16 protein-coding genes and 1 pseudogene are annotated in these 15,964 nt (G+C 63.7%); 4 read left to right on the forward strand and 13 right to left on the reverse strand.

The genetic code is table 11. The features are described from left to right. From AC1DJ5_RS09655 to AC1DJ5_RS09665, 3 genes and pseudogenes are all read left to right on the forward strand, one after another. Positions 1–138, forward strand: a pseudogene (locus AC1DJ5_RS09655) (IS30 family transposase); the annotation flags it as partial. Between the two features lie 62 nt (positions 139–200). Further along, on the forward strand, positions 201–878 hold the full coding sequence (locus AC1DJ5_RS09660; RefSeq protein WP_477020444.1) for a hypothetical protein: 678 nt from the start codon (positions 201–203) through the stop codon (positions 876–878). Between the two features lie 1,409 nt (positions 879–2,287). Further along, a complete protein-coding gene (locus tag AC1DJ5_RS09665; protein ID WP_441453853.1) occupies positions 2,288–2,608 on the forward strand; it encodes a hypothetical protein in 321 nt (106 codons plus the stop codon). Between the two features lie 153 nt (positions 2,609–2,761). On the opposite strand, the gene AC1DJ5_RS09670 is transcribed toward AC1DJ5_RS09665, so the two are convergent. The 4 genes from AC1DJ5_RS09670 to AC1DJ5_RS09685 form a co-directional block, all read right to left on the reverse strand. Continuing rightward, the gene (locus tag AC1DJ5_RS09670) at positions 2,762–3,166 is read right to left on the reverse strand and encodes an IPTL-CTERM sorting domain-containing protein (protein WP_441455173.1); all 405 of its coding nucleotides are present in this window, start codon (positions 3,164–3,166) and stop codon (positions 2,762–2,764) included. Positions 3,167–3,589: 423 nt separating this feature from the next. After that, the gene (locus AC1DJ5_RS09675; RefSeq protein WP_441455172.1) at positions 3,590–3,916 is read right to left on the reverse strand and encodes a hypothetical protein; all 327 of its coding nucleotides are present in this window, start codon (positions 3,914–3,916) and stop codon (positions 3,590–3,592) included. Positions 3,917–4,022: 106 nt separating this feature from the next. Beyond that, positions 4,023–5,096, reverse strand: a complete 1,074-nt coding sequence (gene rsgA / locus AC1DJ5_RS09680; RefSeq protein WP_477020445.1) for a ribosome small subunit-dependent GTPase A — start codon at positions 5,094–5,096, stop codon at positions 4,023–4,025. A gap of 149 nt (positions 5,097–5,245) precedes the next feature. Then, on the reverse strand, positions 5,246–5,776 hold the full coding sequence (locus AC1DJ5_RS09685; protein WP_477020446.1) for a prolyl-tRNA synthetase associated domain-containing protein: 531 nt from the start codon (positions 5,774–5,776) through the stop codon (positions 5,246–5,248). An 87-nt stretch (positions 5,777–5,863) separates the two neighbouring features. Here AC1DJ5_RS09685 and AC1DJ5_RS09690 point away from each other — a divergent pair, with 87 nt between their 5' ends. Further along, a complete protein-coding gene (locus AC1DJ5_RS09690; RefSeq protein ID WP_441455168.1) occupies positions 5,864–6,604 on the forward strand; it encodes a DUF6065 family protein in 741 nt (246 codons plus the stop codon). A 261-nt stretch (positions 6,605–6,865) separates the two neighbouring features. Here AC1DJ5_RS09690 and AC1DJ5_RS09695 read toward each other — a convergent pair whose 3' ends face one another. The 9 genes from AC1DJ5_RS09695 to AC1DJ5_RS09735 form a co-directional block, all read right to left on the reverse strand. Beyond that, on the reverse strand, positions 6,866–7,423 hold the full coding sequence (locus AC1DJ5_RS09695; protein ID WP_441455166.1) for a CC0125/CC1285 family lipoprotein: 558 nt from the start codon (positions 7,421–7,423) through the stop codon (positions 6,866–6,868). An 88-nt stretch (positions 7,424–7,511) separates the two neighbouring features. Next, entirely contained in the window at positions 7,512–8,150 is a 639-nt protein-coding gene (locus AC1DJ5_RS09700) for a LysE family translocator (protein ID WP_477020447.1), read from the reverse strand. Between the two features lie 54 nt (positions 8,151–8,204). Then, positions 8,205–8,744, reverse strand: coding sequence for a hypothetical protein (locus AC1DJ5_RS09705; RefSeq protein ID WP_441455163.1), 540 nt, complete (start codon positions 8,742–8,744; stop codon positions 8,205–8,207). A gap of 110 nt (positions 8,745–8,854) precedes the next feature. After that, positions 8,855–9,334, reverse strand: coding sequence for a hypothetical protein (locus tag AC1DJ5_RS09710; RefSeq protein ID WP_441455161.1), 480 nt, complete (start codon positions 9,332–9,334; stop codon positions 8,855–8,857). A 333-nt stretch (positions 9,335–9,667) separates the two neighbouring features. Then, positions 9,668–10,915 carry an argininosuccinate synthase gene (locus AC1DJ5_RS09715; RefSeq protein WP_441455160.1) on the reverse strand — a complete coding sequence of 416 codons (1,248 nt, stop codon included), beginning with the start codon at positions 10,913–10,915 and terminating at the stop codon, positions 9,668–9,670. Between the two features lie 164 nt (positions 10,916–11,079). After that, the gene (gene metK, locus AC1DJ5_RS09720) at positions 11,080–12,276 is read right to left on the reverse strand and encodes a methionine adenosyltransferase (RefSeq protein ID WP_477020448.1); all 1,197 of its coding nucleotides are present in this window, start codon (positions 12,274–12,276) and stop codon (positions 11,080–11,082) included. Between the two features lie 560 nt (positions 12,277–12,836). Continuing rightward, positions 12,837–13,757 carry a Kiwa anti-phage protein KwaB-like domain-containing protein gene (locus AC1DJ5_RS09725; protein ID WP_477020449.1) on the reverse strand — a complete coding sequence of 307 codons (921 nt, stop codon included), beginning with the start codon at positions 13,755–13,757 and terminating at the stop codon, positions 12,837–12,839. Between the two features lie 4 nt (positions 13,758–13,761). Continuing rightward, a complete protein-coding gene (locus AC1DJ5_RS09730; protein WP_477020450.1) occupies positions 13,762–14,334 on the reverse strand; it encodes a hypothetical protein in 573 nt (190 codons plus the stop codon). A gap of 193 nt (positions 14,335–14,527) precedes the next feature. Further along, a complete protein-coding gene (locus tag AC1DJ5_RS09735; RefSeq protein ID WP_477020451.1) occupies positions 14,528–15,679 on the reverse strand; it encodes a tyrosine-type recombinase/integrase in 1,152 nt (383 codons plus the stop codon). Positions 15,680–15,964: the final 285 nt, after the last annotated feature.

The raw sequence follows: 15,964 nt of genomic DNA on the forward strand, positions 1-15,964 counted from the left end.
CACGGAACCGACCTGTCCCTCCACAGCCAGGCCCAGCTCAGCGCCATCGCCCGACAGCTCAACGAACGGCCAAGAAAGACCTTGCTCTATCGGACGCCAGCGGAGACCTTCGCTGCGTGTGTTGCAGCGATCAGTTGAGCCCACCGTGGAAAGCGGACGCATCTGTTGCGCCTCACATTGCCTGGCATCATGCTCAGGTCATGACGCGAACGATCGACCTCCAGAACTTTTCCCAGCTTGCGTTTGCCGAGTTCGGCACCATTCCCAAGCGGGGACTGACGTATCTTGGGATTGCGGGCGCCGCTGCCGCAGCGGCTGATCTGATCTTCTGGTCGCATAGGCCGGATGTTCTGCTGATTGATTACGCCGTTGGCGCGGCCCTTTTCTTCGGCTGGGGCGTGCTACTCTACGCGATTTCTATGACAATGATGGACAGTCGCCTCAGCGTGGCCGGTTTCATTAGGTTCGTCATCACATCGGTAGTGATGATGCTGCCTACCGCTCTCACGTTGGGCCTGTTGTGGCTCTCGGCGATTTACAAGAACGGCGCGGGCATGGCTTTTTCGGGAGTGCTTTTAATCGTCTCGCTTGTTTTCATCATGCTGCTCCCGGGGTGGCCGGTGATGCAGGCGAAATCGACCAAATTGATCGGACCATTGGCTGCTCTCAGAGCGACCCGGGGGATCCGAATGTCCCTTGTCATCGCCGGCTTCGTGACAGGTGGGGTCAATCGGGCTCTTCCGGAGATGTCATCTGCCACTGAGGTCTGGTCAGCACTGGCCTTGGCGATATTGGGCGGTGGGATCGTCGTGCTCTCCGCAATGATCGCGATCAGCATTGCGGTCACCTCTGCCAAGCTGATGCTGGCCGAGAGTTAGGCGGGTCAGCAGAAACGTCCGCAATGGGTGGAAAGCGGCCATTCATGGGGGCCGCTTGCAAGTCTACTCGGACTCAGCGGGATGAGGGGAATGTTGTGTCCAGCAAGCGGTGCAACTCCCGTCCGGCGTCGCTCCAACAGTTGAGTTCTGTCGGAGCTGAGGTTGTCCCTCGCCCGTCTGTCACGACGAGCACCGGAACCCCTCCATTGCTTACGATGATATCCTCGGGCCTAGTTCCCGCTCGGCAGTCGTTTAGTCCATGCCTCACCGCTCGTTGAAAAGCCTGTTCAAGAGCGCGGAGTTGCGCCCCATCCAACCGGCCTTCAGAGATTGGTCGCTCAAGGTTGGCATCCCGGCAGACTGTGCGCGGAGCCCGATGAGTAAGTGCATATCGGCCGGTTTCGAGGTCCACTCTCACATTGCCGGCAGGGCACCACTCTGACTGGCCTACCGTCCCAAAGATGACCGCGGTCCTCACGTCATTGGAGACCGGCTGCGGACCCGCGGTCGCGCACGCCGACACAGCCATCATCGCAGTAAAAGCCGCCCAAAGCCTCATCGCAGGCCTCCGTTCGAGAAGCAGTGATAGTTCTCCGAACCTGAAGAGTCCGCAACGGGTCGATTTGCGTCGTAGGCATCCTGCCCGAAATCGGACCTTGGCCAGACGGCCCGAGAGCGGACACCCCCAACTTCAGCTAGGGGTGGAAAGCGGGCCTAATCAGTGTCAACTTTCGGCAATGCGCAACGCTCTGATTACCGTCTTTCTGGTTGCACTGGCGAGTTGTTCTGAACCATCACCTGCGCCAGATCTTGAAACAACACCGAGCCGGACCGACGCCTCCTTTAATGTGGCTTACCAAGCCACGGAAGGCGGTTTCCAAGGCATGTATCTCTTCGCTGATCCGAGGTCGGGTGAAACATGGTCTGAGTACAGAGACGATCGAGAAACCTTGGCGAAGGGCGGGTTCGGCGATCCTCTGACACCATGCAGCCGAGGTTCGATCAGTTGCTATCGGACATGGGGTGGACAGCCGCTATTGTCGTCACTGCCGCCGCCCGATTTTTGAACGGCGAGTTTCGCTACACTACCCGCCCTAGGACGTATTGGTCGTGGCCGTGCAACGAGATTAACGCCACTTCCGAACGCGGCACGACGACAAGCGTGGTCTGCCCTGTTGTGGGCTTGGTAGAGTTTTCCATTCCCACAACCGGCGGCCCCAGTTCGGTTGAGCGTTTTGAGCTGAGGAGTTTTAGCGGCCTCTTCGCTCAACGCTGAAGGTCCGCAATGGGTCGATTTCGGTCCATGGCTTTGTCGCCGGAAGCGGACATTGGCCTCTAGGCCGGAGAGCGGTCGCCGTCGAGGTCCGCTAAGGGTGGCAAGCGGACATCCTGGTGTGCATTCTGCTGATATGAGCAAACCGCTTCGCATCATGCACCGCGACAGTTCTGGCGAGATCAATCTCCCCGACCATGACGCCGGAGATGATCTAGACGGTGTCGAGAGGGCGTTGCTGGAGTTTGGAGCCGAGAAACTCCAAACTGTAGGAAATCCGCTAGAGGAAATGAGACTATATCGACTTGGGCCGATTGATATTGCGCTGACTTGGGACGGCTTCACGGCCGACTTGCAGGTCGTTGGTGAAGGTGACCTGCAAGCCCTTTTCGCCGCAATGTCCGCATCCCACCTTTTTGAGGTCTATCAAACTGCGGGGCAGCCCAAAGTCCGTTGAGGGTCGGTTTGCGAAATTAGCACCCAGCCTGGAGCCGGACATTGACCTCGCGGCCGACAAGCCGACGTAGGGAGCTTCGGCTAGGGGTGGCTAGCCGACATGACAACGGTCCCGCCATGCCAGCGGAGCCGTTCAGATTTTCGGAGGATCGATCTAGACGGCCCGTTGGCGCTGCTGGACGAAGAGCGCCGCGCCGCCGGCCAGCAACACGCCGAACAGGATCATCGCCCACTCGGAAAGCGTGGGCACCGGGGAAGCTGCGATACTGGTGATCGTGACGTTAGTTCGCGAGTTCGCGGTATTTGCGGTTGTGCAAACCCCTCCTGTCATCGAAATGCAATTTCCAGTTCCGATCGCTGCAGCCGAATAGCTTCCGCCGTTTGCCAGGATGCCGGTCGTATTGATCCACCACGTCTCGTCCCCCAAGGCAACGTTCGCTGTATGCTGCCCGCCACGATATACACTCGGGAAATTAGCGAGAAATGTGTACGTCCCAGGACGGACGTTGGTCTGAGTGATGTTGACGTTGCTGATGGTCGACGTGCTCGTGTCGTACACGAACGTTCCGCTCACCGTCGCGCCGTCTGGCAGAGTGGTCGGCGGCACGGTCCACGTTACTGGTGCGGCTGACGCTGTGCCTGGCGCGGCCCCTAGCGCCAGGCCCCCAAGCAAACCCCCGAAGGTTAAGGCCGCAAACACGTTTCTCACTAGAATCTCCCAATAGATATCAGCGGTTTGGCACGCCTGAATTTACGCGGCAAGTTGGCTTTGGTTATTCGTGGGAGTGGGGCAGCGCGACCCTCCCTCCGTCATTCCTCAATGGACGTTCGGAAGGTCCGACATGGGTCGATTTCGGTCATGGGCCTCGACGCCGAAAGCAGGCCTTGGCGTTTTTCGCCAGCCAGGGGTTGGGAAGCCGACGTCCGCTCTGGTCTCAAGTTGAAGCCTGATCTGCGCCGACAGCAGGCCTCGAACTCCCGGTTACGGGAGGTCGGCCTCAGCTTCACCTTCCCGGAATTCTTCGGCGGTGACGAAGGCGGCGCCGTCGTTATCCAGCACCCACATGCCGATGAACGCCGGATGCTCCGGGTTGAGATCCTCATCCAGCAGGTCGCCGTCGTAGAGGCCGACATTGCTGTAGTCGAAGTCCAGCAGCAGCTGACCGGCCATGCTGACCATTTCTTCGGCCATGCGGCGCGAGTAGCCCAGGGCTTCGCTCTCGTTGCCGAACTCGTCCGTAAGCGTGCTGACCTCGGCGGCTTCGCTGCCTTCGGTCGCACTGGTGGTGACGATGGTATAGGCGGGCATGGTCATCTCTCTTGAGTCTGGAGCCCTCACCTAGCCCGTTTGCGGGCGGGAGCAGGCTACAATTCTGCAAAACTATCCCCTTCGTGACCGGGCGCCCGCCGCGTGATCAATCCTGGGAGCCCCGATCATTCCTCTTGGTGGCGCGGTATCGCTTCTGAAGCGCCGCGAGGCGGCGACGCTCGGCGTCCTTGGCCGTGCGTTCCGCCTTTTCTTCGGACGCCGCCAGTTCAAGCTTCAACTTCTGGAAGTGCGCCCAGCGGTCGGGGTCGAGGGCCCCGCTCTGCAGCGCGGCGCGCACGGCGCAGCCTGGTTCGTTCGCGTGACTGCAGTCGTTGAACCGGCAGTCCTGAGGCAGGCGCTCGATGTCGTCGAACACAGCGCTCACGCCTTCGTCGGCGTCGATCAGGCCCACTTCGCGAATACCGGGCGTGTCGAGGATCATCCCCCCGCCGGGCAGGAGGATCAGCTCACGATGGCTGGTGGTATGGCGCCCCTGGTCGTCGTCCTCGCGGATGGCCTGGGTCGCCATCCGGTTCTCGTTCAGGAAGGCGTTGACCAGGCTGGACTTGCCGACGCCAGACGAGCCGATGAGCACGCAGGTCTCGCCTGACTTCACCTGAGCGAGCAAGGCGTCGAGGCCGAGGCCTTGCCGGGCCGAGACCACCAGCACCGGACAACCGGTCTCCAGGGCGGCGATCTCGGCAGCCTGAGCTTGCGGATCGTCGCAGAGATCGGATTTCGTCAAAACCACCACAGGCCGAGCCCCGCTCTGCCAGGCGGCGGCGAGATAGCGCTGTATCCGGCGAGGATTGAGGTCGGCGTTCATTGAGGTGACGACAAAGGCCACATCGATATTGGCGGCGATGATCTGCAGCCCGCGCGTACTGTGGGCCGCCCGACGGACAAAAGCGGTGCGGCGCGGCAGGATGGCATGGATGGTGGCGGTGCGTTCTTGCGGGTTCAGCGCAAGCGCCACCCAATCGCCGACGGCCGGGTGGCCGATCTCCTTGGCCTCGTGAAGCAGGCGGCCCGAGGCCTTGGCCCGCAGCTCTCCTTCATCCGTGACGACCAGATAGCCGTCCCGTTGCTGGAGAATGACGCGCCCGGGGGTGTGGCCTGCGCGCGCGTGCGGTGCGAAGGTCGTCTCCAGCAGATCGGACCATCCATATTGCTCGATCAAATGAGGGTTATCCCTTTCGCGGCCGACCTGCCGCCGGCGCGCTATGAACCCCTTTATGAGGCCGCCCGTCTGCGGCGACTAGCTTTCTGACGGCGCCGTGCAATTGACTTGCACAGAAGACCGTCGCCAGGCCGGCGTTTCGTCCGGGCTCAATCCAGGGCGTCGAAGTCCACGACGAGGGGGTCTCGGCCCAGCAGGGACAGGACGCGGCGGAAGGCCGTCTGATCCAGGGCGGTGGTGGCGGTGTTGGTCAGGGGGTGGAAGTTGACGATGTCAGCCTCCCACAGGCGCCGATCGAGGACGAAGGTCACGCGGTGGTCGAGGTCGTTGATCAGGCCGAGCGCCGTGACCGAGCCGGGGCGGACGCCGAGCGTCTCCCACATCAGGGTCTCGTTGCCGAAGGACAGGCGGTCCGAGCCCAGCGTCCGGTGGGCGCGCTTCAGGTCGATGACCGTGTCCTGGGCCGTCGAGATCAGCCACAGTCGACCCTTCTTGTCCTTGAGGAACAGGTTCTTGGTGTGGACGCCGGGCAGGGCGGCCTTGAGCTCCAGCCCTTCCTCGACGCGGAAGACGGCGGGGTGGTCGTGGGTGGTCTGGGCGATCCCGGCCTCGGCCATCCAGGCCAGGAGGCGGTCGCGATCGTATGCGGGAACAGTCCGTTCGGCGGCGGTGTCGGTCATCTCGGCCTTGTCGGGCGGGCGGCGGGGGCGATAGGGGAGGTAGACCCTATTCGTTACCCCTTGTTCGACCTGTTTGGGAGCCGCGTCTTGGAACTGGAATGCTATCCGATGAACGCTCGGCCGTGCGACCTCGTGCCGGGTCGCCAGTCGCGCAACTGGATGGACGCCTTCGCCAGCCGGCACCCCTATCGCTGCCTGCCGCTGACCATGGCCAACACCACGGGGTGGGAGATCCTCTGCCCGTTCGGCTTCACCGCCGAATGGAACGGCGGGCCGTCCCAGTCCGACATCAAGATCACGCCGGACCGGCCGCAGCCGGAGCTGGACCACTTCGTCACCTCGCACTTTTCGCGCGGGGTGCTGACCATGCATCCCCAGTATCTGTTCCGCACGCCGCCGGGCTGGGGGATGCTGGCGCAAGGGTCGCCCAATCACGTCAAGGACGGCATCCAGCCTCTGACCGGCCTGATCGAGACCGACTGGCTGCCCTTCCCCTTCACCATGAACTGGATCTTCACGCGGCCGGGCCGGGTCAAGTTCGAGAAGGGCGAGCCCTTCTGCTTCATCCTGCCCGTCGAGCACCGCAAGGTGGAGGCGTTCGAGCCGGTGATCCGCTCGCTGGACTCCAACCCCGGCATGAAGGGGCAGTTCGAGGCCTGGAACCGGGCGCGCACCGACTTCAACACCCGCCTGGCCTCGGGCGACCCCGACGCGGCCAAGGAGGCCTGGCAGCGGTTCTACTTCAAGGGCGAGGTGCCGGAGGCGCTGGGTTCGGCGCCGGATACGCATTCGAACAAGCGGCGGCTGAAGACGCCTCGGGTGGGGTGAGGCGAAGGCTTTCCTCCCCATTTCATGGGGAGGTGGCGCGGAGCGATAGCGACGTGACGGAGGGGGCGACTCCACGTCAGCCGTCTGCGCCGCCCCCTCCACCGCTACGCGGTCCCCCTCCCCACGAGTGGGGAGGAAAGGCGCTCACTTAATACAGCCACGCCCGCCTCATCGCTGAGGCGGGCGTTTTGAATTCAGGCTCTCATCACTCTGCGCTCAAGCAGCGAGCCGCCGCGCGGCGAGCGATAGCGCCCTTACGTCTTACTTAGGCGCGGGCCGGGTTACGCGCGGGCCAAGGTTGTTGATGACCTCGCGGGCGTCGAAGGCGGTGGGGTCGCCGGCGGGCTTGGGTCCGCGGCCCATGACGATCTCGGCCGTGGCCTCGAAGCGATCGACCTGGCGGATGTCGCGGTCACGACCCCAGTAGGGATCCCAGGTGCTCCAGAAGCCGCGCTGGTGGAAGCGCCACTGCGGGCCCCAGAACGGACCGTAGCGGTCGTAGTAGAAGGGATCGGGCGTCGTGTAGAAGCGGGTGTCGCGGTCGGTGGCGCGGGTGACGGTGGCGAACCAGTCATAGCCGTTCTGGACAGTCAGTTCGGCCGACCGCAGCAGCAGGGACATCTCGACCTGATCGCGCGAGGTGACGGAGTTGCCCGAGAAGCTGACGCTGAAGCGATTGGCCTCCAGCCTTTGCTCGGCGTAGCCGCCGCGCTCGCCGTTCATGCCGGCGGGCTGGTAGGGGGTCGCGGTGGCGCAGGCGCCCAGGGCCATGGCGCCGGCGAGGGCGAGCAGAACCGGCGCTTTACGAAGATTTTTCATGGGAGGTTCTCCTGGAACGTCCATTGAACGTCCGTGGTGCTGAACGAGGTGTGAACGGCCCAGTTCCCCTGCGGCGAACACAAATAGTCTAACCGCGTAATCTGGCGACGATCAGGGCTGCGGCGAGGATCAGCAGCCCGCCGACGAACAGGCCGAAGCCGCGCTTGAAGCGGGGCTCGTTCATCCGGTCGGCCAGGGCCGCGCCGCCCAGGCCGTAGGCGCTCATCGACAGGACATCCATGCCGATGGTGGCCAGGGCGAACAAGGCCAGCTGGGGGACGACGGGGCGGTTCACGTCGAGAAAGGGCGGCAGGACGGCGGTGAAGAAGAGGATGGCCTTGGGGTTGGCGATCTGGACCGTGAAGCCGTCGATCAGGGCGCTGCGCCCGCGTTTGATCTCGACATGGTCGGGCTGGGCCGCGGTGGTGAAGGCGCCCTTCAGCGCCTTGATCCCCAGCCAGGCGACATAGAGGGCGCCGAGGACGGCGACGACGCGGAAGACCTGGGGGAAGGCGGCGACCAGGGCGCCGAGGCCCAGGGCTGCGGCGCCGAACCAGACCAGGGTGGCGGCGTTCATGCCGACCACGCCGATCAGGGCCGAGGCGCGGCCCTTTTCCATCCCGGTCGCCACGGCGAACAGGTTGGCGGGGCCGGGCGTGATGGCCATGACAGCCATGACGCCGAGGAAGGCGGCGTAGAGGTGGGGATCGACGGGAAGCGCGGCCATACGAACCCCTTTCCGGCGGTGGGCCGGTCAGGTCAAGCGCGCAGAGCGTCGGGATCAGATCTTGGCGGGCGAAGCCGGGGGCGCGGACGGCGCCGGCGGGGCGGGCAGGGCCTCGAGGCCTGCGATCGCCGCCTCCGCGCCGCCCATCGACTTGTTCAGGGCGTAGTCGGCGGCCAGGCCGTAGGTGACCAACTGGTCGGGGTCGGGGTTGGCCCAGGCGCTGTGGGTCGCCAGGCCCTGAACCAGGGGGGCGACGCCGGCCAGGGCCTGGGTCACGACGGCCTCGATGTCCACTTCGGCCAGGGCCTGCTGGGCGATCTCGCCGGCCTGAGCGGCGGCCATGGTGGTGAAGGCGGCGACATGGGGCTGGTATTGCGACCACAGGGCGGCGACGCGGAGCCCCTTGGTCGTCTCGTCGAGGGCCTTGTCGGCCTGGATGGCTTCGGCGCGTTCGCCGAACTCCTCCATCTTCTTCTCGAATTCAGCCGCGGCGGCCTCCAGCTGGGTCTCGGCCGAGGTCTTGCTCTCCTGGGCGACGGCGGCCGACACGGGCAGCAGGGCGAGGGCGGCGGCGAGCGACAGGGCGCGGATCATCACGAGGCTCCTTCGGCGAACGCTGTGAAGGTCGGTCGAACCCGCCTCGGCCTCAAGTGAAATCGCGGTAAGGCGAGGGGCGGCGCGACGGGCCGCCCCTGTGGAAGCCCTTACTGAGGCGCGGCCGCGGCGGGCGCGGCGGCTTCGGCGGCGATGGCCTGCTGTACGGCCATGCGGATCTGCGGCGCGATGCCCCGGATGGCGGGGCCGACCTTGGCGCGCGCCTCGGTCAGTTCCTGACGCTCGGCGTCGTCGGTCGCCGCGGCCAGCTGGGTGTCGATGAAGGTCTCGAAGCTGGCGGCGAAGGTCTCGAAATCGGATTGGTAGCGGCCCAGGACGGCGTCCACCTCGGCCATGCTCCTGGACTGGTCGCCGCCCGAGGCCTCGACCACGGCCGTCAGTTCGGTCTGCAGGGTCTCCATGCGCGCCTGGAAGACCTCGGCCCGGGCCTCCATCTCGACCTCGGCAGGCGTTTTGGCCTGGACGGGCGCAGCCTCGGCGGGCGCGGCGGGCGCGGCGTTCTGGGCCAAGGCGGGCGCGGCGAAGGCGAGCGTCGCCGCGGCGGCGGCGAGGGTCAGGCGCAGGGACATCAGGGAGGCTCCGGCAGGGCGGGAGCTTGATGCTCGCCGCAGGACAACACCGACCGTTTCGGTCGGTCACATCCCCAAGTTGGCCTTGTCGGACGCCGAGAGCAAGCGCCAGCTTGGCGCCGTGAAACTCTGTCGAGTGTCGGAAATTCTTAAATCGAAGCCCTCCCCCTCGAGGGGGGAGGGTTGGGCGGGGGTGGAGGCAGGTCGTGCCCGATAGGTCACAGGAGACGCGGATTCGCCTCATGCGCTCCATCGGCCATGTCGCGCCCTCACCCCCATCCCCGACCCTTCCCCCCTCGAGGGGGAAGGGGGGCTGTTGGAGGCGCCCTGGAGTCAGCCCTTGGTGCGGGCGTCGCGCTTGGCGAGGACGCGCAGACGCAGCGCGTTCAGCTTGATGAAGCCCTCGGCGTCGTGGTGGTCATAGGCCTGGACGCCTTCTTCGAAGGTCACCAGGTCCTGGTCGTACAGGCTGTTCTCGCTCTCGCGGCCGATGACGGTGGCGTTGCCCTTGTAGAGCTTGACCCGGACCGTGCCGGAGACCTTCTGCTGGCTGTAGTCGATGGCCGCCTGCAGCATCTCGCGCTCGGGCGAGAACCAGAAGCCGTTGTAGACGAGGTGGGCGTACTTGACCGCCAGCTCGTCCTTCAGGTGCATGGCGCCGCCGTCCAGGGTGATGGACTCGATGCCGCGGTGAGCGGCCAGCAGGATCGTGCCGCCGGGGGTCTCATAGACGCCGCGCGACTTCATGCCGACGAAGCGGTTCTCGACCAGGTCCAGACGGCCGATGCCGTTGTCGTGGCCGTACTGGTTCAGGGCGGTCAGCAGGGTCGCCGGCGACATGGCCTCGCCGTTGATCGAGACGGCGTCGCCCTTCTCGAAGCCGATGGTGATGACGGTGGCCACGTCGGGGGCGGCTTCCGGCGAGAGGGTGCGCTGGTGCACGAACTCGGGGGCCTCGACGGCGGGATCTTCCAGCACCTTGCCCTCGGACGAGGAGTGCAGAAGGTTGGCGTCGACCGAGAAGGGGGCCTCGCCGCGCTTGTCCTTGGAGATCGGGATCTGATGCTTCTCGGCGAAGTCCAGCAGGGCCTCGCGACTGCGGAACTCCCACTCGCGCCACGGGGCGATGACGTGGATGTCGGGGTTCAGGGCGTAGTAGCCCAGTTCGAAGCGGACCTGGTCGTTGCCCTTGCCGGTGGCGCCGTGACAGACGGCGTCGGCGCCCAGCTGGCGGGCGATCTCGATCTGGCGCTTGGCGATCAGCGGCCGCGCGATCGAGGTGCCCAGCAGATACTGGCCTTCATAGAGGGCGTTGGCGCGGAACATCGGGAAGACGAAGTCGCGCACGAACTCTTCGCGCAGGTCGTCGATGAAGATGTTCTCGGGCTTGATGCCCAGCTTCAGCGCCTTTTCCTTGGCCGGGGCCAGCTCTTCGCCCTGGCCGAGGTCGGCGGTGAAGGTGATGACCTCCGCGCCGTATTCCGTCTGCAGCCACTTCAGGATGATCGACGTGTCCAGCCCGCCCGAATAGGCGAGGACGACTTTCTTGATCGGCCGGTCTTTGGGGGCGGGCGAGGTCATCGGTCGAAAGATCCTTTCAGGAGAACGCGGGGAGGCGTGTTTGGCTGGCTTAAAGGACCAGACGCCTCGCGATGCAAGGGCATGATTGCGGCGTGGCCGCTGCATACGAAAAGGGCGTCGCGGCCGAAACCGCGACGCCCCCTGTTTTCAGCCGGTTAATGGCCTCAGACGAGGGCCTTGAGCTGGTCGACCAGATCGGTCTTCTCCCAGCTGAAGCCGCCGTCGGCGTCCGGCGTGCGGCCGAAGTGGCCGTAGGCGGCGGTGCGGGCGTAGATCGGCTTGTTCAGGCCCAGGTGTTCGCGGATGGCGCGCGGCGTGGCGCCGCCGATCAGCTTGGGCAGTTCGGCTTCCAGAACGGCGGCGTCGATCTTGCCCGTGCCGTGCAGGTCGACGTGGACCGACAGGGGCTTGGATACGCCGATGGCGTAGCTGATCTGGATGGTGCAGCGGTCGGCCAGACCGGCGGCCACCACGTTCTTGGCCAGGTAACGGCAGGCGTAGGCGGCCGAGCGGTCGACCTTGGTCGGATCCTTGCCCGAGAAGGCGCCGCCGCCGTGCGGGGCTGCGCCGCCGTAGGTGTCGACGATGATCTTGCGGCCGGTCACGCCGGCGTCGCCGTCAGGGCCGCCGATGACGAAGGTGCCGGTCGGGTTGATGTGCCACTCGGTCTCGGCGGTGATGAAGCCCGCAGGCAGCACCTTCTCGACATAGGGTTTGACGATGTCGGCGACCTGGCTCTGGCTCAGGTTGGCCTTGTGCTGGGTCGAGACGACGATCGAGGTGGCGCGCACCGGACGGCCGTCCTGATAGAGGAGCGTCACCTGGCTCTTGGCGTCCGGCTCCAGGCCCGGCTCCTGACCCGAGTGGCGGGCGTCGGCCAGGGCCTTCAGGATGTTGTGGCTGTACTGCAGGGTGGCCGGCATTAGCTCGGGCGTCTCGTTCGAGGCGTAGCCGAACATGATGCCCTGGTCGCCCGCGCCCTCGTCCTTGTCCTCGCCGGCGTCGACGCCCTGGGCGATGTGGGCCGATTGCGGGTGCAGGTGGTTCTGGAACTCGAAGGTCTTCCAGTGGAAGCCGTCCTGCTCATAGCCGATGTCGCGCACGACCTTGCGGACCGTGTCCTCGATCTCCTGCTCGACGCCCGGAGCCCAGTTGCCCTCGGTGTCCATGATGCCCTTGCCGCGGATCTCGCCGGCGATCACCACCAGATTCGTCGTCGTCAGGGTCTCGCACGCCACGCGCGCCTCGGGGTCCTTGGACAGGAACAGATCGACGATCGAATCGGAGATCTGGTCCGCGACCTTGTCGGGATGGCCTTCCGAGACGCTCTCGGAGGTAAACAGAAACGACGAACGGGCCAAGGCAGGCTCCTGCAAGACGGTGAGGCCGACAGACATATAAAGATATGCTTATACGTTCAAGTGATGACCGAAACGTAGCGCGGAATGATGTCGGCGCACGGCAAGGCTCGACGGCCGAAGCCGGTCTTTTCAGATCTCAATGTCTGGAAGGACGGTGGTGCCGCTTAGGTGACTCGAACACCTGACCCCATCATTACGAAGGCTACTCTACCCTCTGCCTGGTGGCCTTGCGGACAAAGGCTTTGGGCCAGATTTTGCCGAGGTCAGGAGCACCAACCCAGCTTCTTCCCAGACTGGCCCGAGGGGGCGATGCCGGCGGCTCCTAAGTTACGCGACTTAACGTGGGAACCGCCGAAATTCCGACCTGCGCCATACCCGCGAACGACGCCATTAATAGTGGATCTGGTTGCGCCGTGAAGCCAGCTATGGCGCTGGTGCTCCGAACCTCCAAACTTGTTCAGCAGATCGGCCTGACGAGCCGTCAGGACATTCCAAGTCTCTTCACCCCCGGACCGGTTGCGTCAAATGGGTGAGCGAGTCTCCCTCTCCGCGAGCGGACCTCACCTCACCGTTTCAGTATTCTCGACATCGTAAATTCGGCGCGAAAGACGTGAGTCGAGCCGATGGTCTAACAGGGCCTTGATGATATCGGGACACGTGGCTTCTGTGCAGACGATCCGCCCTTGAGCGTCAAATGTGAAGGCGAAGCCTAGCTCTAAGTGCTCGTTACGAAGCCGGTCCATAAAATCCGCGTCCCGGAAGTTTCCGCGCTCACGTATCGCGCAAGCACGTCGTAGGTGGATTTTGTTGGCACCGACGAATGCGATTAGAGGCGCAACATCGACAAAGGCAGCAATGAAATCGGCTTCACCCTGGAGCGCCACGAATTCCGTTGCATGCGCCTGCTTATAGGAAAGCACGGTTTCGAAGCGACCTTTGTCAAGCACGAACACGGTGCCGTCATGGATCAGGAAATCGAAATGACGTGAAAGGCTGAACCTAGGCGTCGCATCTAGCGTCAAGCCTTCGTCGGTGAACAGCACATCGAGAACGGTCGAAGATTTTCTGCTGCGCCACGAATCGTTGGTTTTCCGGACGCCGTGGAGGGTCTGTCCGTTCGAAACAAACTTCACGACGTAGAAGGCCGAGTTGTTGATTTCCTTTAGCCGCCGCACCTTCTTCTGGGGCGTGGGATCTTCGGTTTGTCGCACGATGGCAGGCGCGTGTGTCTCGTCAGCGCCCAAGATCAAAGCACTGCCTTCGTTGGTTTGCGCCAGCAAAGTATAGGGAGGCGTCTCAGTGATCTCTTCCCGCGCCGACGATACCGACTGCTTCAAAGCTTCGGCTAAATCACCGTCGACATCGATCCATCGGCCTGTGAACACTGGCGGTTGACCGGTTGGAAGTGATTTCTTGAAAGTCCAGACGCTGACTGTCGCGCCATCGACATCAAAGACTTTCAGGTTGTCGAGTTCCGCCATCAGCTTAGCTCTTCCCTCTGATGACCATGATGTTTTGTATCGTCTGGTGCGAGATTGTCGCGTTTGGTGTCAGGTCGCCCTTAGCCAGCGCTACGGCTTGCCTTTCGGTCGTAGAGCCCCCGACGTACGTGTAGGCGACTTCATAGAGCTGCCACCCGAAAATAGTCAGCACAGGATTCATCATCAGCTGGCCAGACCGGAATGTGAGCCAGAACATCCAGCCTAAGAAAGCCAGAAAACCTGCAAGCTTGGGCGTGTCGCCGTAGTCGAGACTCATAAAGGTGACGACATATGGAAGCGTGTAATTCATGAGGTCAGACGGCACGTGCTTGATGGAAGACAGCACGATCGGTGAGCCCATCCGTAATCGGGTCAAAGCGACGATTGCCACCGAAAGACTGATTAAACAGACCACCACAAAACTAAGCGCCATCACCGGATGTTTTAGGGGAAGAGCGCAAGTTTCCGCGAACGTAGACATGTCACGACAAACCGGCCGCTGCAGGACGATCTGATCCACGTCCTGCATTGCGAGGATCACAGCCAGCGGAAGGTATGAGCCCAGGAAGATGAGCAAGGCACCCCAAACCCTTGGCTGCATAGTTCGGCCCTTTATAAAGCTTGAAGCTCTACCATTAATGGTGAGAGATCAACCTAGCCATGTGCAGAACGAGACGGTACGCCGCCGAACGTCCGATATGCACGGAGCGAAAAAAAGGGGGTCCCGCCCCGCGAACCAGCCGAAGCCAGCGCGCGAGGCGGGGTGAGGGTTAGGCCCCCGCTTGCTTCGCTGCGCCTGCCTCTACGGCAGCGAGCAAGGTATCATTGGCGAGGTGCGCGTACCGCTGCGTGGACTGATAGCTGGCGTGACCAAGAACCTTGCCGACAGCGAACAGATCGACGCCGCTGTTGACCATGAACGACGCCGCCGAGTGCCGCAGGTCATGCAGCCTGAGACCCGGAAGCCTCGCCACCTTAATAGCCTTCTGCCAAGCGTGCTTGATCGACACAAATGGCAGGCGGGTGTCGGGGTTCGGCACCAACCACGGGCAGTCCTTGAAGCGCGGCAGCTTTTCGATGATCGCCACGGCGGCCGTCGAAAGCGGAACGTGGCGGGGTTTTCCGGTTTTGCTCGTCGGGATGAGCCAGGACCGACGCTTGACATCGACGTTCTCCCATCGGGCGTCCAGCAGCTCGCGCAGCCGTGCACCTGTCAAGAGGAGCAGGCCGACGATGTGCTGAAGCTGCGTGTTCTGAGACGCTGCCACCGCCTCCCTCAGCCGCGCCGCCTCTTCTGCTGATAGGAAACGTTCACGGCCGTTATTAAGCGGCTTGCGGGGTATGCCTCTCGTCGGATTCCTGTCGGTGCCCGGCACGTCCCAACTGGAGCCCAGGACGAAGGATCGGCCGAGGAGCACCCTTAGCTTTTCCACGGACGCCGGGGACAAGCCCTTTGCCCGCTTCTCGCTCAGCCACTGGGCCACAGACCGGCTGTTGATGTCGGTCAGGCGCGTCTTCCCCCACTTCGGAACGATGTGAACACGCATGCACATCTCGATGCTGGAGTATGACTTCTGATCCTTCACGGCCTCGAGATGCATGACTGCGAGTTCGCCATAGAGCGGGATGGATCGGGCCAGCGCCTTCTGAGCGCCGGGGTCGCCACCCATCACCACTTCTGAGCGGCGTTGCTGGGCATTCTTTTTGGCGGCGGCAAAGGTGACGTCGTTATAGCCTCCGATCTTGAATTGCTTCTGGCAACCGGCCTGATCGACGTAGCGGAGATAGTATGTCTTGCCGCCGGTGGAGCGGCACTCCAGCACGAAGCCGGTGACGATTGTGTCGTACCAATCCGTCTTCTTCTTTCCGACCTCGCAGCCGGCGTTGGCGACGAAGGCCTGAGTCAGGTGGGCCTTGGGCATGGGGATTTCCCTTGTGATGGGTTGAGTTCAGACGAGCGCCATCACGCGTTGCCGAGGGGCGCAGCGGGAGGCGGTTTGCGGTGGAGGGGGAGGCTTGGAGCGGGGCGTGCCCGCGTTTGCCTCAGGGTGGCCCGGCTGGGCGGGGGCTGGGGCGGTCGAATAGCCGGGCTAAGGGTGCCCAGAGCGGGCCTCAGGGGACCGCGTTATCGCCAAGACCATTGTAGGCAGGCCAACGCAGGGGCTGGAAACAACGGTCACGCTTCCCGCCGACAAGCTACTGAAGGG

The organism is Brevundimonas sp. 01N35, from assembly GCF_056399785.1.

Coding starts and splice junctions, on each gene's coding strand:
- AC1DJ5_RS09660 (WP_477020444.1), top strand. CDS start 201: ATGACGCGAACGATCGACCTCCAGAACTTTTCCCAGCTTGCGTTTGCC.
- AC1DJ5_RS09665 (WP_441453853.1), top strand. CDS start 2,288: ATGAGCAAACCGCTTCGCATCATGCACCGCGACAGTTCTGGCGAGATC.
- AC1DJ5_RS09675 (WP_441455172.1), bottom strand. CDS start 3,916: ATGCCCGCCTATACCATCGTCACCACCAGTGCGACCGAAGGCAGCGAA.
- AC1DJ5_RS09685 (WP_477020446.1), bottom strand. CDS start 5,776: ATGACCGACACCGCCGCCGAACGGACTGTTCCCGCATACGATCGCGAC.
- AC1DJ5_RS09695 (WP_441455166.1), bottom strand. CDS start 7,423: ATGAAAAATCTTCGTAAAGCGCCGGTTCTGCTCGCCCTCGCCGGCGCC.
- AC1DJ5_RS09700 (WP_477020447.1), bottom strand. CDS start 8,150: ATGGCCGCGCTTCCCGTCGATCCCCACCTCTACGCCGCCTTCCTCGGC.
- AC1DJ5_RS09705 (WP_441455163.1), bottom strand. CDS start 8,744: ATGATCCGCGCCCTGTCGCTCGCCGCCGCCCTCGCCCTGCTGCCCGTG.
- AC1DJ5_RS09710 (WP_441455161.1), bottom strand. CDS start 9,334: ATGTCCCTGCGCCTGACCCTCGCCGCCGCCGCGGCGACGCTCGCCTTC.
- AC1DJ5_RS09715 (WP_441455160.1), bottom strand. CDS start 10,915: ATGACCTCGCCCGCCCCCAAAGACCGGCCGATCAAGAAAGTCGTCCTC.
- AC1DJ5_RS09725 (WP_477020449.1), bottom strand. CDS start 13,757: ATGGCGGAACTCGACAACCTGAAAGTCTTTGATGTCGATGGCGCGACA.
- AC1DJ5_RS09735 (WP_477020451.1), bottom strand. CDS start 15,679: ATGCCCAAGGCCCACCTGACTCAGGCCTTCGTCGCCAACGCCGGCTGC.